This is a genomic window from Bacillus sp. CCNWLW194 (assembly GCF_037120585.1).
GTDB lineage: Bacteria > Bacillota > Bacilli > Bacillales > Bacillaceae_G > Bacillus_A > Bacillus_A basilensis.
Genome location: NZ_JBBBBL010000003.1, coordinates 482,482 through 496,179, shown reverse-complemented (window position 1 = coordinate 496,179; position 13,698 = coordinate 482,482). Strand labels below are relative to the sequence as shown.

Annotated in this window: 7 protein-coding genes, 9 tRNA genes and 1 pseudogene; 15 read left to right on the top strand and 2 right to left on the bottom strand. The window is 36.9% G+C overall.

Going from position 1 to position 13,698, the window contains the following annotated elements:
- Nucleotide 1: 1 nt before the first annotated feature.
- From V7S50_RS09125 to V7S50_RS09070, 12 genes are all read left to right on the top strand, one after another.
- Nucleotides 2–71 (top strand) — tRNA-Asp (locus tag V7S50_RS09125).
- Nucleotides 72–83: 12 nt separating this feature from the next.
- Nucleotides 84–159 (top strand) — tRNA-Phe (locus V7S50_RS09120).
- Nucleotides 160–173: 14 nt separating this feature from the next.
- Nucleotides 174–249, top strand: a tRNA-Thr gene (locus V7S50_RS09115).
- A gap of 10 nt (nucleotides 250–259) precedes the next feature.
- Nucleotides 260–335 (top strand) — tRNA-Lys (locus V7S50_RS09110).
- 13 nt (nucleotides 336–348) lie between these two features.
- Nucleotides 349–419: transfer RNA gene (locus tag V7S50_RS09105), tRNA-Gly, on the top strand.
- A gap of 10 nt (nucleotides 420–429) precedes the next feature.
- A tRNA-Ile gene (locus V7S50_RS09100) sits at nucleotides 430–506 on the top strand.
- A gap of 7 nt (nucleotides 507–513) precedes the next feature.
- A tRNA-Asn gene (locus V7S50_RS09095) sits at nucleotides 514–588 on the top strand.
- Nucleotides 589–595: 7 nt separating this feature from the next.
- Nucleotides 596–686: transfer RNA gene (locus V7S50_RS09090), tRNA-Ser, on the top strand.
- A 6-nt stretch (nucleotides 687–692) separates the two neighbouring features.
- Nucleotides 693–764 (top strand) — tRNA-Glu (locus V7S50_RS09085).
- A gap of 317 nt (nucleotides 765–1,081) precedes the next feature.
- The gene (locus tag V7S50_RS09080) at nucleotides 1,082–1,612 is read left to right on the top strand and encodes a sigma-70 family RNA polymerase sigma factor (protein WP_242252304.1); all 531 of its coding nucleotides are present in this window, start codon (nucleotides 1,082–1,084) and stop codon (nucleotides 1,610–1,612) included.
- Nucleotides 1,605–2,633, top strand: a complete 1,029-nt coding sequence (locus V7S50_RS09075; protein ID WP_242252305.1) for a DUF4179 domain-containing protein — start codon at nucleotides 1,605–1,607, stop codon at nucleotides 2,631–2,633. Before V7S50_RS09080 ends, V7S50_RS09075 begins: the two co-directional genes overlap by 8 nt.
- Before the next feature lie 537 nt (nucleotides 2,634–3,170).
- Nucleotides 3,171–4,115 carry an L-lactate dehydrogenase gene (locus tag V7S50_RS09070; protein ID WP_336375987.1) on the top strand — a complete coding sequence of 315 codons (945 nt, stop codon included), beginning with the start codon at nucleotides 3,171–3,173 and terminating at the stop codon, nucleotides 4,113–4,115.
- Nucleotides 4,116–4,288: 173 nt separating this feature from the next.
- Here V7S50_RS09070 and V7S50_RS09065 read toward each other — a convergent pair whose 3' ends face one another.
- Nucleotides 4,289–8,512 (bottom strand): S8 family serine peptidase, encoded by a 4,224-nt coding sequence (locus V7S50_RS09065; RefSeq protein ID WP_252209181.1) that lies wholly within the window; start codon nucleotides 8,510–8,512, stop codon nucleotides 4,289–4,291.
- A gap of 32 nt (nucleotides 8,513–8,544) precedes the next feature.
- Nucleotides 8,545–9,150: pseudogene (locus tag V7S50_RS09060) on the bottom strand (TasA family protein).
- Nucleotides 9,151–9,619: 469 nt separating this feature from the next.
- Here V7S50_RS09060 and glgB point away from each other — a divergent pair.
- The 3 genes from glgB to glgD are packed head-to-tail and all read left to right on the top strand — an operon-like array spanning nucleotide 9,620 to nucleotide 13,688.
- Nucleotides 9,620–11,557, top strand: coding sequence for a 1,4-alpha-glucan branching protein GlgB (glgB, locus tag V7S50_RS09055; protein ID WP_242252307.1), 1,938 nt, complete (start codon nucleotides 9,620–9,622; stop codon nucleotides 11,555–11,557).
- On the top strand, nucleotides 11,505–12,635 hold the full coding sequence (gene glgC, locus V7S50_RS09050) for a glucose-1-phosphate adenylyltransferase (RefSeq protein ID WP_199678107.1): 1,131 nt from the start codon (nucleotides 11,505–11,507) through the stop codon (nucleotides 12,633–12,635). Before glgB ends, glgC begins: the two co-directional genes overlap by 53 nt.
- An 18-nt stretch (nucleotides 12,636–12,653) precedes the next feature.
- A complete protein-coding gene (glgD, locus tag V7S50_RS09045; protein WP_242252308.1) occupies nucleotides 12,654–13,688 on the top strand; it encodes a glucose-1-phosphate adenylyltransferase subunit GlgD in 1,035 nt (344 codons plus the stop codon).
- Nucleotides 13,689–13,698 lie beyond the last annotated feature (10 nt).

Sequence of the window (13,698 nt, the reverse complement as noted above, 5' to 3'; positions counted from 1 at the left end):
CGTGGTGTAGTGGTTAACATGCCTGCCTGTCACGCAGGAGATCGCCGGTTCGACCCCGGTCGGGACCGCCATTTTTACATAAAGGCTCGGTAGCTCAGTCGGTAGAGCAGAGGACTGAAAATCCTCGTGTCGGCGGTTCGATTCCGTCCCGAGCCACCATTTTGAAATCGCAAGCCGACTTAGCTCAATTGGTAGAGCAACTGACTTGTAATCAGTAGGTTGGGGGTTCAAGTCCTCTAGTCGGCACCACTTTCAAAATGAGCCATTAGCTCAGTTGGTAGAGCATCTGACTTTTAATCAGAGGGTCGAAGGTTCGAGTCCTTCATGGCTCACCATTTACAATTTAATGCGGGTGTAGTTTAGTGGTAAAACAAGAGCCTTCCAAGCTCTGGTCGAGAGTTCGATTCTCTTCACCCGCTTTTCAATTATGGGCCTATAGCTCAGCTGGTTAGAGCGCACGCCTGATAAGCGTGAGGTCGATGGTTCGAGTCCATTTAGGCCCACCATAATTGTTCCGCAGTAGCTCAGTGGTAGAGCTATCGGCTGTTAACCGATCGGTCGTAGGTTCGAGTCCTACCTGCGGAGCCATATTTATAGAGAAGTACCCAAGTGGCTCAAGGGGCTCCCCTGCTAAGGGAGTAGATCGCTAACGCGGTGCGAGGGTTCGAATCCCTTCTTCTCTGCCAGTAACTGGCCCGTTGGTCAAGTGGTTAAGACACCGCCCTTTCACGGCGGTAACACGGGTTCGAATCCCGTACGGGTCATACTAAAAGAGATAGCATAATCTGCTATCTCTTTTTTGTTGTGTAAAAGTGGACTTTGGATAGTCTGCTTTTTTTTATGGATTTCTTGTATACTTTTTTCTATTTGAATCGTCTAACTAATAGAAAGGAGAGAGCGATGGAGTATGAAAAGCTTATTATAGAAACATCTATTTCTATCTGGGTTTCTGGTGTCTTTTTTTTAATGCTGGGTATTAATCATTGCAATAAATCGTAGAAGATTTATGTCTATGCACTTATTTTTGCAACCTTTTTATTCTCTCATTCGACTATATTAGTAAAGGGAGGAAGAAATAAAAATGGACATAGCCTATCTAGTAAAACAAGCAACAAGAGGAAGTGATCAAGCATTTGAACAACTCATTACTTTTGTTCGCCCCAAATTATATCGAACAGCCTATTCTTATGTAAGAAATGAACAAGATGCACTGGATATATACCAAGAAACAATTTATGAAGCATATCTTTCACTGAGAAAATTAAAAAAGCCGGAGAAATTTCAAAGTTGGATTATCAAAATTCTTGTTTTTAAATCCATTGATTTTGTAAGAAAATCTTCTAGACAATTTGTTGCGAATGATGAAATATTTGCTAATTTATGTACAGAAGAGAGCATGAATACATTAGAACAATCATTGGATTTAACCGAGGCATTTAATTTCTTAGATCCTACTTACAAAACTATTATTTTATTAAGGTATTATCACGATTTATCTATTAAGGAAATTGCTGAGGTTCTTAATTCTCCAGAAGGAACGGTAAAATCTCAATTACATCGAGCAAAGCAAGCCTTACGCCCCATTTTAAAGGAGGGATATAGTTATGAATAAAGATGAATTTAATCACCATATCAATGATATTCCTATACCAGAAGACCGATTAATTCAAAGAGAAAAAACAGCCATGCTTCAAGCTAAGAAAAATCAATACCGTAGAAAAAAAACAATCAAGTATTCTAGTCTTGTTGCTTGTGGAATATGTGTTTCTCTCTTAGGTTTTGGATTCATTTCTCCTACTATGGCAAAGACATTATCGAGTGTTCCAGTTATAGGCCCGATTTATGCACAATTTAATGATATTGCTTCTGACAAAATTGAAAAGGATGAGCTTGCTACATCAATTGAGAGACAAGATAACCATAGTGGTTTAACGATGAATGTGAAAGAAGCTGTTTACGATGGTGGACGTTTAGTAATCACAGTGGAATACAAAGGAGAAAATACTATTTCCAATAGTAATGAAGAGAAAGCTGGACTTAGTTATGTAACCATTAATGGGAAAGAAGTCAGATCCGCAATTGGTTCTACTTCACAGAAGTCAAAAGGACGAAACACCGTTATTGAGCAGCATGAATTCACTCTGGCTAATTACGATGAATTTGGTGATAAAATTGATGTTTCCGTCCATGGAGAAGATTTATTTGGAAAAACAGGAACATGGAACGTAGCATTTCCTCTTACAAAAGTTGAAAGTGAGATTCGTAAATTTACTCCTAATATAAAAACATTAACGAAAGATAATCTCTATGCATTAACAGTAGATCAAATAACCTTTTCTTCACTTTCAACGAGGATTGATTTGACCTTTGATTATCCAAAAGAAATGGAAATTAATGATAGCTGGCCAGCACTTGATTATACTGTCACTGATGATAAAGGAAAAATCTACGAAGGAGTTAGCTTGCAAGTTGGTAGCACGGGACTATACGGACACCATATTGTTTTAGCTCTTCCACCGATGGATAATCCTCCAAAATCCTTAACAATTGAGCCCGCGTATCTTAGTGGTCTAAATGATACATTAAAAAATGGAGGTGCTGAAGATTTGAAAACGACAGTGTTGCTACAATAATTGAAGAGCTTGACTAGGTTTCCATGTCTATTGAATGTTAATAAGTCATGGTATGTTAACTTGAAGTGTATGGAAAAAACATTGCTATCCAGCTAAGATAAATTTGTATCCATATAATCAAAAAACGCTATTCTTTTGTAGAAATATACAGAAAGGATGGCGTTTTATATGCTGTTAACGTTGTCGGGTTTTGTCGGTAAGTCGATATATTGCAAAAATCGCTGATATATTTGGAGTTACGGTCGATATATTCTAAAAATCGCCGATATAATTTCACTTACTGACAAAAACCACAAGAAAAATCCTTTCACAATCTAAAGAAAACGCCTCCATTGAAATGGATTCCACACCTATTCCAATAACTTTACACTTTATGTGAAAAAGTTCACAATTAGGTCATAATTTGTGAAGTAATTCACAATGATACGTGCTACAATATGAATGTAAAGAAGTTAAACAACATTAAATTAGTATTTTAATTAATTACTTAAACAATCATAAAAAAATAGATGTGAACAATAGAGAGGGGAAATTAACATGAAAAAAGGTATCAATCGTGTAGTATTAGTAGGAACAGGAGCTGTAGGTTGTAGTTACGCTTACTCAATGATCAACCAAGGTGTAGCTGAGGAATTTGTACTTGTAGATGTTAATGAAGCAAAAGCAGAAGGGGAAGCAATGGACTTAAGCCATGCGGTACCATTCTCTCCATCACCAACAAAAGTTTGGAGCGGTAGCTATGCAGATTGTAAAGATGCAGATTTAGTAGTTATCACTGCTGGATTACCACAAAAGCCAGGTGAAACTCGTTTAGACTTAGTTGAGAAAAATACAAAGATCTTTAAACAAATCGTTCGCGGTATTATGGATAGCGGATTCGATGGAATCTTCTTAATCGCAACTAACCCAGTTGACATTTTAACTTACGTAACTTGGAAAGAATCTGGTCTACCAAAAGAGCGCGTAATTGGTTCTGGTACTACTTTAGACTCTGCTCGTTTCCGTTACATGTTAGGTGACTACTTAGATGTAGATCCACGTAACGTTCATGCTTACATTGTTGGTGAACACGGTGACACTGAACTTCCAGTATGGAGCCACGCTACTATCGGTGTACAAAAACTAGAAACAATCTTAGCTAACAACGAACAGTACAAACAAGAAGACTTAGATAAAATCTTCGAAAACGTACGTGATGCCGCTTACCATATCATCGAGCGTAAAGGTGCAACTTACTACGGAATCGGTATGTCACTACTTCGTGTAACTAAATCAATCTTAAGCAACGAGAACAGTGTATTAACTGTATCTGCATACCTTGAAGGACAATACGGTGAGAAAGATGCTTTCGTAGGTGTTCCAGCTGTTATTAACCGCGAAGGTGTACGTGAAATCGTAGAACTTGAGCTAAATGAAGATGAAAAAGCGAAATTCGCTCATTCTGTAAAAGTATTAAAAGAAACAATGGCACCAGTACTATAATAATTGCTAAATAACTCAGAGGCGGGAAACTGCTTCCTACCTCTGAGTTTTTATATAATTTAATATAAATTCCTTTTCCGGTTTCCCTTGTATATCCCCAATATACCCCTTTTGCTGGATAAGGATCGTTTATAGAAAAGAGCACTCTACTTTATATAGAGTGCTCTTTATTATTATTTTTTAGGTGTTAATCCTAATTTCTTTAAAATATCTGCCAGTGTACCGCTTTTTGATTTTTCAACAGGTGTTTGTGATTTAGATGCATCCGGTCCTTTTTTCAAGAAGTTCTTTTCAACGAAACGAATATCTTTTTCGTCGACAATGCCATCTTTGTTAAGGTCACCGTCTTTTAAAGACAGTCCTTTTTTACCATAGTTGTTAGCGATAATTTCTGCATCTTTTATATCAATTACTTTATCTCCATTTACATCGCCAGCAAGGTTTTCATCAAAGCGTGCATAGTAATATTGGCCAAGTAGCTTACCATCTTTTTCAGTACCTAATTTTGTTGTTAGACGGCTTGTTAAATGCCCTGGAACTTCTACGTACAAGTTGTAGTCACGTTTATTAACAGGAAGTCCATTCAATTTGAAGTAACCGTATTTATCAAGTGAGCCTTCAAACTTATGACGGTAAGAATCCGTTGCATATACTTTTACACCAAGCTTTGTATAATCGAATTTTTCATCTAAATATCCACGTTCATTTAAGAATGCACCAGGTTTAATATTTCCTTCTACTTTTGAGTTTAAAGACATAACTGAGAATGTTTGATCTTGAAGCACACGCATTCTGTTTGGCTCTGATTCACCTTGTTTCCAGTAAACGAACACTGGTAAATCTAATTGAGCATTTGCTTCATAAAATTCATCATTTTCTACCTTGAAAGTTACATCAATGAACGGGAAGTCACCATCTAATCCGGCGAAGTTTTTATCATCGATAGCACCGCCTACTGTAACAGAACCTTCTTCTAGTTTTGGTTCATTTACTTTTGCAGTTATCCCTTTCTCAGAAAGGAGTTTTTCAAAAGCAGGATTCAATTTCGCATTTGCAAATTTGAAGTTCTTCTCTAGGAATTTTACGTTAAATTCTCCTGCAACGAATTGTTTTACATGTTTCGCGTTTAGTGTCACAGTGAATTCATCATCTTTATATAATTCTTTTTTATCATAACTAGCTTTCGCATATTGAGCACCTTGTGGGATGAACCAATAGTTATTTACACCGCTTGGATAGTCAGGACCAGCAGTTGCATAATCGAAAATATATACGCCTGTATTCATTGGACCTTCCACCTTAAAGGATTCAGGAGTAATGCCAACTTTAAAGTCACCATTTTCAGTAATAGGTAAAAATTTATGCAAGTATGGAGAGTAGTCATAGTACATAACTCCGTTCGCTTCTTGCGTAATGTTTAACCCTTTTCCTTTTAAGTAGTCAACGTTTGAATCATACACATTTCCTTTAATCCAGAGTGCTTTTTTACCATCTTCTACTGTGTAATTTTCTTCATTTAATTCATAAATACCAGGCTTTAATCCAGTTAATTTTACTTCTGGTGGTGTATTATCAATTACGACATAATCACCTTTCACACGTGCTTTCCCGGCTTTATCGTAGCCAACAAATTCAATTGTGTAATCTCCTTCTGGTAAATCAATTTTCTCATCACCAATTGGTTTTGCAGGATCATTTGTAAAAGGATATACTTTTCCGCTAAAGAATGCATCTAAGTAGTAATAAACATCCGTTTGTAGTCCACTCGTGTTTAACGTCCCAAGGAAGCCAAGCGCTTTATTTGTTTTTGAATCTTTCACGATAAGATCTAACGTTTCAAGTTCGCTATTTAATTGGAACGCCCCGTGAACATATGATTCACGGTATGGGTTGAATGTAGATGTATCAGTTGAGATTGTTTTTCTTGATAATAGTGCATTTTCAATACCAGGCTCTGATACACGAATAGAGAACGGAATTTGATACGTTTCTTCTTTGTTTTTCGTGTTTGTAATATGAATATATCCTTCATATCGGCCTTGCTTTGCACCAGCAGGAATATTAATTTTTGCTTCAATTTCATCTGATTTACTAGCATCAATCGTAATTGTTTCAGAAGTAGAAACTTTTACACCGTTTGCGGTAGCATCGTTAATAGCAGAAGAAGCTGGTGTATAAGAAATTTCCGTTTTAAATTCTTTCTTCTCTTGTTTATTGCGGTTTTCAATTTTAATTTTTCGTGTTTGTTCAATTGATTCCCCGTCTTTTTGATAGTATTTACCGAATGCAATGGATCCAGTTTCTTCTGGTACTTCAATCACTTCATCATTGACAATTGTTTTTGTCGTATCTAACACTTTAAAACTTGTTTCCGTATGAACAGAGTTATAAGCATCTACTCGTCCAGCTCCCACTTCATATACGGAATACTTTTCTTTTAAATCATCAGCTGTGTTCATAAGAGATGCCTTTACATCGAATGGAGAGTATTCTGGATGTTCTTGCAAAATAAGAGCAGCAACGCCAGCGATATGAGGAGATGCCATGGATGTTCCTTGCATACGTTCATAGGAAACATCGTAGTTTTCACCTTCTTGCGGGTCGTTAATATATTCAGGTACTGTTGAAAGTACCGCAACACCAGGCGCTGTAATATCAGGTTTAATATCATCATTTGATGTAACAGGGCCGCGTGAGCTAAAGTCTGCAAGATGATCGCCTTCTGTTTGAATGTAGTTGATTTCATCGAAAGTTAAGGATGTTTTGCCTTGTTCAATTTGAGCTTTTAGTTTTTCGCCATCTTCTTTCGTTAGGCGGAATGCTGGAATGTATTTTGTACTTTCGCCAATGTAATAAGGAATTTCTCCATCCACATTGTTATAAATAATAACTGCTTTTGCACCAGCTTGTTTCGCATTTGCAATTTTTTCATCAAACGAGATTGTACCACGTGTAACGAGAGCGATTTTTCCTTTTACATCCTTTTTACTAAACTCGTCAGGAGTACCAATTCCTACAGATTCAATAGGGAGGGATTGTCCTTTGAAATCCTCTATTTTATCAGTGAAGTTTTTGCCGAATAAAATTAGGTTAGGGAATTGTAATTGCCCAGCATGACCAGATAGTTTCGGTAATGAAATAGAGCTATCACTTGCTCCAACTGTAATAGCAAATGGAGAAGCGCCTGGTGATCCGAGTGTCGCTGGATTTGGGCCAGAGTTCCCGGCAGCAACGACTGTAACAACGCCCGAAAGCATTGCGTTATTGACAGCGATAGACGTTGGATCAAGCGGATTGTTGCTATCGTCACCTAACGATAAGTTAATGACGTTCATACCGTCAGAAATAGACTTATCGATTGCAGCAATAATACCAGAACTATCGCCGCTTCCATATGGACCGAGTACACGATAGTTATACAGTTCGATGTCAGGTGCAACACCTTTTACTGCGGAATCTGATTTATTTTTCTTTTGAGCAGAAACGATACCTGCTACGTGAGTACCATGCGCAGTATAGAAGGAAGAACCACGATCATCAAATTCAGGAGCGCCAGATTGTTGCCACTCTGTATACGTTGTTTCCATCGGATCTGCATCGTTATTAATAAAGTCCCAACCTTTTACGGAGTTTGGATCTACCTTACTAGAATCTTCACCCGATTTTGCGCGATAGCCTTTATACACGTCTTTTAAGTCAGGGTGATTATAATCAATACCTGTGTCTAATACACCAACTTTAATTCCTTTTCCGGTAATGCCCTCACTATGTAACTTATCTACCCCAATTTGCGGAATACTATCTGTTAGTTTTTGAGGTGCTTTCTGCTCTGCTTGTTTTGGTAAATTTAATTTCACTTCGTAATCTTTCCAAATACGTTTTACAACGCCAATCCGTAACAATTCTTCAACTGTATTTGCAGGTAATGTCAGCGCAACCCCATTTATCGCATGTTTATAAGAACGTTTAATTTGTACAGACTGGAAATTCCCTGATTTTACTGATGGGCTGAATTGATGAAGACGTTTTAGTCCTTTTTGGAATTCTTCATGTTCTTGATCAATACGTGCTTTTATATTTTCAGGAGCAGCTTGTAACCCTTTTTCTTTTTGCTTTAATTCATTAATCTTTACTGGAGCAGTTTGAAATTCTACAATGATATTTACTGGTTCGGAACTACTTGTATTAATATCTGGCGAAATCGTAAAACCAGGATTGGCATCTAACGTTTGTAATGCCTGACGCTGTTCTTTAGAAAGTTTTGATAGTAAAGACTGGGCGTTTGAAGAGTCAATTTGGTTAATAGGATTTTCAGCAAGTACATTGAACGGAAGAGCAGTTGAAAACAGAACGCCAGCCGTTACAATTCCAGTAACAAAATGATTTTTCTTTTTCATGTATAAGCCTCCGATAATTTATATTTTAAAAATTATTTCTCCGTGCCTGGTGTTTGCTCTGCATGGAATGTCCAGTTTAGTTGTAAGGAATCACCTTGGAATTTATTTTGATCTTGGTCGTTGTCTTCAAAGGAGAAGAGAACGTGTAAGGAATCTGTTTCACCGGATTTAATACCATCTATTAAGTTATAGCGTTCTAGAGATGTAGCTACATCCTCAGGTTTCATAGTTTTTAATTATGATAGTTTTGTTTCCCACAAAATTTCATGATCATCGTTTGGATTAGATGGCTTTCCATCATTCACTAAAAATTTAACGATGATGTGATCGCCTAAATCTTCACCATCATTATTTTTCTTTGCATCTGTAACTTCATAGGATGTTTCAAGTGCTACTTTTGCAATATCCAATGTTCCTTTATTTTCAAGCTTGAAATTTCTTTCAATAAAATCACCAGGTTTTAAATCTTTCACATCAACGATTACACTTGGATTAATAGAAAGGTCTAGTGTTCCCGCTTGAAATGAATTATTCGATGTTTCAGAATCACTGAAATAGGCGAATACACCGCCGAATGTAAGGGATAAGCCAAGTGAAGCTGTGACAACTCCCATTCCAACCTTTTGTTTTAATGACATAAGAAAGCCCCCTAGTTAAATTTTTATGGCGACCGTTCGTAACAAGGATAAATAAGTAAACATAGTAGTCCGCTATGAATTATAGTTACGAAAAGTTGTTGTTCTTTATTGAGAACGAGTATATGCTTATGAATTTTCCATTTCAATGAAATTGTGACAAAAAATGTTGAGAAACATTTTTTTATGACAGATTATATTACTACGAATTTAAGTGAAAAATAGCGTAAAAAACAGTATGAATCTAATAAAATAGGGATTGAGAAATAAATAATAGGATAAAAGGGTAGCAGGAAATGAAGCGTTTTCAATGAATATTCGTCAAAATTCGATATTTTATATAAAAATTTGAAAAAAAAACAATATTTTTAAGAAAAAAACGTATATTTTTTATAAATTAACAAGGATATTTCAGTTTTTCGCAGAATTGGTAAAGTATAAAAAATTCTGTCATCTTAGTGAGGTGAACATATTGAGTGTAATAAATTGTGAAGAAGTGAAACGAGATGAGTTTCATACAGAAAAGTACTATGACAGTTATAACATCTTTGGCGCACATGTTGTGACGGAAGATGAGATGCGAGGTGTACGATTTACAGTATGGGCTCCTCATGCGAAAGCAATGAGTGTTGTTGGAGATTTTAATGAATGGGATTATGAGCAACATAAGATGCTACAAGTGACAGAAGAGGGGATTTGGTCCTTGTTTGTACCGCATATTGAAGAGAATGAGATATATAAGTATGCGATTGAAACAATGGATGGTGACGTTATTTTAAAAGCAGATCCTTACGCAGTATATGCAGAAGTAAGACCAAATACGGCATCTGTAGTTTTTGATATAAAGGGATACGAATGGAATGATAAAAGCTGGAGCCGTAAGAAAAAGAAAAAATCGGTTTATAAAGAAGCGCTGACGGTTTATGAATTACATTTCGGTTCTTGGAAAAAGAAAGAAGACGGAACGCTATATTCTTACAGGGAAATGGCAGAAGAACTCATTCCTTATGTGGTGGAACATCAATTTACACATATTGAAATTATGCCGCTTGTTGAGCATCCATATGATCGTTCTTGGGGATACCAAGGGACGGGATATTATGCAGCAACGAGTAGATTCGGCACGCCACATGATTTGATGCATTTTGTCGATGAATGTCATAAATATGGAATCGGTGTCATTTTAGATTGGGTGCCGGGGCATTTTTGTAAAGATGCTCACGGTTTATATTTGTTTGATGGGACACCGACTTATGAATATAAAGATAAAGATGTGCAAGAAAATCCAGTATGGGGAACTGTTAATTTTGATTTAGGAAAGAGGGAAGTACGTAATTTCTTAATTTCAAATGCGTTATTTTGGATGAGATATTTCCATATTGACGGTTTCAGGGTGGATGCAGTTGCGAATATGTTGTATTGGAATAAAGAAGGGCAAGAGCAAAGTAATGAGCACGCTGTTGCATTTTTACGAGAGTTAAATGAAGCGGTGTTTGCAGAAGATGAAGATTTTCTTATGACTGCAGAAGATTCAACAGCTTGGCCACTTGTAACAGCTCCAACGTATGAAGGTGGGCTTGGATTCAATTACAAATGGAATATGGGCTGGATGAATGATGTGCTGAAGTATATGGAGTGTGCGCCTGAGTACAGGAAGTATATTCATGAGAAAATGACGTTCTCTATACTATATGCTTACTCTGAAAACTTTATATTACCGCTTTCTCACGATGAAGTCGTTCATGGGAAAAAGTCGTTATTAAATAAAATGCCAGGAGATTACTGGGATAAGTTTGCTCAACTTCGTTTGTTATATGGATATTTCTTTACTCACCCAGGAAAGAAATTACTTTTCATGGGAGGAGAATTTGGGCAGTTTGATGAGTGGAAAGACCTTGAGGATTTAGATTGGAATTTACATGATTTTGAAATGCATCGTTATATGCATGATTACTTTAAAGAGCTCATAGCATTGTATAAGCGCTCCAAACCACTTTGGCAGCTTGATCATTCGCCTGAAGGATTTCAGTGGATTGATGCTAATAATAATGAGCAAAGTATTTTCTCGTTTATCCGCCAAGGGGATAAACAAGAAGATGCGTTAGTTGTCGTATGTAATTTTACGAAAGCTACATATGAAAACTATAAAGTAGGTGTACCAGATTTCGAGTATTATAACGAGATTTTAAATAGTGATGCTGAGCAATATGGCGGCTCGGGGCAAGTGAATAAGAAACGTCTGAAGGCGATTCAAGAACCGTATCATAATCAAGCGGCACATGTAGAAATTACAATTCCACCATTTGGCGTATCCATATTACGACCAGTGAAGACGAGAAAGGGGAGCAAAAAACAAGATGGCTCAAAAACAAAAGTGCGTAGCAATGTTACTAGCAGGGGGAAAAGGTAGTCGATTAAGTGCATTAACAAAAAATTTAGCCAAGCCAGCTGTTCCATTTGGTGGTAAATATCGCATTATTGATTTTACGCTAAGTAACTGCGCGAATTCTGGTATTGAAACGGTTGGGATTTTGACGCAATATCAACCATTGGAACTTCATAATTATATCGGAATTGGCAATGCGTGGGATTTAGACCGAGTAAGCGGTGGAGTCACAGTATTACCTCCTTATGCGGAGTCTTCAGGTGTGAAGTGGTACACAGGTACGGCAAGTGCCATTTATCAAAACTTAAACTATTTAAGTCAGTACGAACCAGAATATGTTCTGATTCTATCAGGCGACCATATTTATAAAATGGATTACAGTAAAATGTTAGATTACCATATTGAGAAAGAAGCGGACGTTTCGATTTCTGTTATTGAAGTGCCTTGGGATGAAGCGAGTCGCTTTGGCATTATGAATACGAACGAAGAGATGGAGATTGTTGAATTTGAAGAGAAACCGCAATTTCCAAGAAGTAATCTTGCATCAATGGGAATTTATATTTTTAACTGGGCCATTTTGAAAGAGTATTTAGAGATGGATGCAAGAAATCCTGAATCTAGTAATGATTTCGGAAAAGATGTACTTCCGCTTTTATTAGATGAAGGGAAGAAGTTAATGGCGTATCCGTTTGAAGGATATTGGAAAGATGTTGGAACGGTGAAGAGCTTATGGGAAGCGAATATGGATTTACTTCGCGATGAAACATCACTGAATTTAAACGACCGTGACTGGCGTATTTATTCTGTTAATCCAAACGAACCGCCTCAATATATTGCTGAAAAGGCAAAAGTAGAAGAGTCACTTATTAACGAAGGATGCGTCATTGAAGGGGATGTGAAGCATTCTGTCTTATTCCAAGGGGTGACGGTGGAAGAAGGTAGTATGGTTATTGATTCTGTCGTTATGCCAGGGGCGAAGATTGGAAAAAATGTTGTGATTGAAAGAGCAATCGTTGGATCGGAAATGATTATTGAAGATGGAACAATCATTCGTCCAGAAAAGAATGTTGACGATGTAGTACTTATTGCTGAAGGGAAATAGAAAAGGGGGATGAAATGAATGGGAGAAAAAATGTTAGGAATTATTAATGCAACGGGAAGTTTTCCTTCCTTAAAGAAAGTAACAGGGCATCGTTCACTAGCGGCGTTACCGTTTGGGGGCCGTTATCGACTCATTGATTTCATGCTTTCAAATATGGTGAATTCTAATATTCATAGTGTGGCAGTTTTTACAAGCCATAAAAACCGTTCACTAATGGACCACGTTGGTTCAGGCAAACAGTGGGATTTAGATAGAAAACGAGACGGACTGTTTTTATTCCCGCCAAATTGCCAATGTGACCAAGATGAATTTGGATCTTTTGCACATTTTAGAAGACATATTGATTATTTTCTAAGAAGCAGAGAAGAGTACGTCGTTATTACGAATAGCCATCTCGTAACGGCATTAAATTTTCAAGCGGTGTTAGAGCGACATATACATACGGCAGCTGATATTACGGAAGTTTGCCATGAAGGGGTTTCGCTTCAAACATACGTGTTAAAGAAACAATTATTGTTAGACTTATTTGAGGCATATAAAGATATGGAGCAATATAGCTTATTCGATGTAGTGAGAGAAAAGCGCGGGAAATCACTGCATATTGCTACGTATGAGCATACAGGATATGTAGCTATTATTGATTCGATTGAAAGTTACTATAAACATAGCTTGGAAATTTTGCAACCTGCTATTTGGAAGCAAGTATTTAAGAAAGAAGCACCAATCTTTACGAAAGTAAAAGATGAACCACCAACTCGTTATTTAAAGGGTGCAGCTGTGAAAAATACAATGATTGCAAACGGCAGTATTATTGAAGGTGAAGTAGAAAATAGTGTTGTCTCCCGTTCTGTTAAAATTGGGAAAGGTTCAATTGTTCGTAATAGCATTATTATGCAAAAGAGCCAAATTGGAGATAACTGTATAATAGACGGTGTTATTATTGATAAAGATGTGAAAATTGGTGACGGTGTTGTCTTAAAAGGAAACGCCGATAAGCCATACGTTGTAGAAAAAGGAAGCGTTCAAAACAGTACGATTAATAGTTATTCTTAAGAAATCAGTG

What these genes read in the sequence shown, in the direction of transcription:
- V7S50_RS09080 (WP_242252304.1), top strand. Translation starts at nt 1,082, where the DNA reads ATGGACATAGCCTATCTAGTAAAACAAGCAACAAGAGGAAGTGATCAA.
- V7S50_RS09075 (WP_242252305.1), top strand. Translation starts at nt 1,605, where the DNA reads ATGAATAAAGATGAATTTAATCACCATATCAATGATATTCCTATACCA.
- V7S50_RS09070 (WP_336375987.1), top strand. Translation starts at nt 3,171, where the DNA reads ATGAAAAAAGGTATCAATCGTGTAGTATTAGTAGGAACAGGAGCTGTA.
- V7S50_RS09065 (WP_252209181.1), bottom strand. Translation starts at nt 8,512, where the DNA reads ATGAAAAAGAAAAATCATTTTGTTACTGGAATTGTAACGGCTGGCGTT.
- glgC (WP_199678107.1), top strand. Translation starts at nt 11,505, where the DNA reads ATGGCTCAAAAACAAAAGTGCGTAGCAATGTTACTAGCAGGGGGAAAA.
- glgD (WP_242252308.1), top strand. Translation starts at nt 12,654, where the DNA reads ATGGGAGAAAAAATGTTAGGAATTATTAATGCAACGGGAAGTTTTCCT.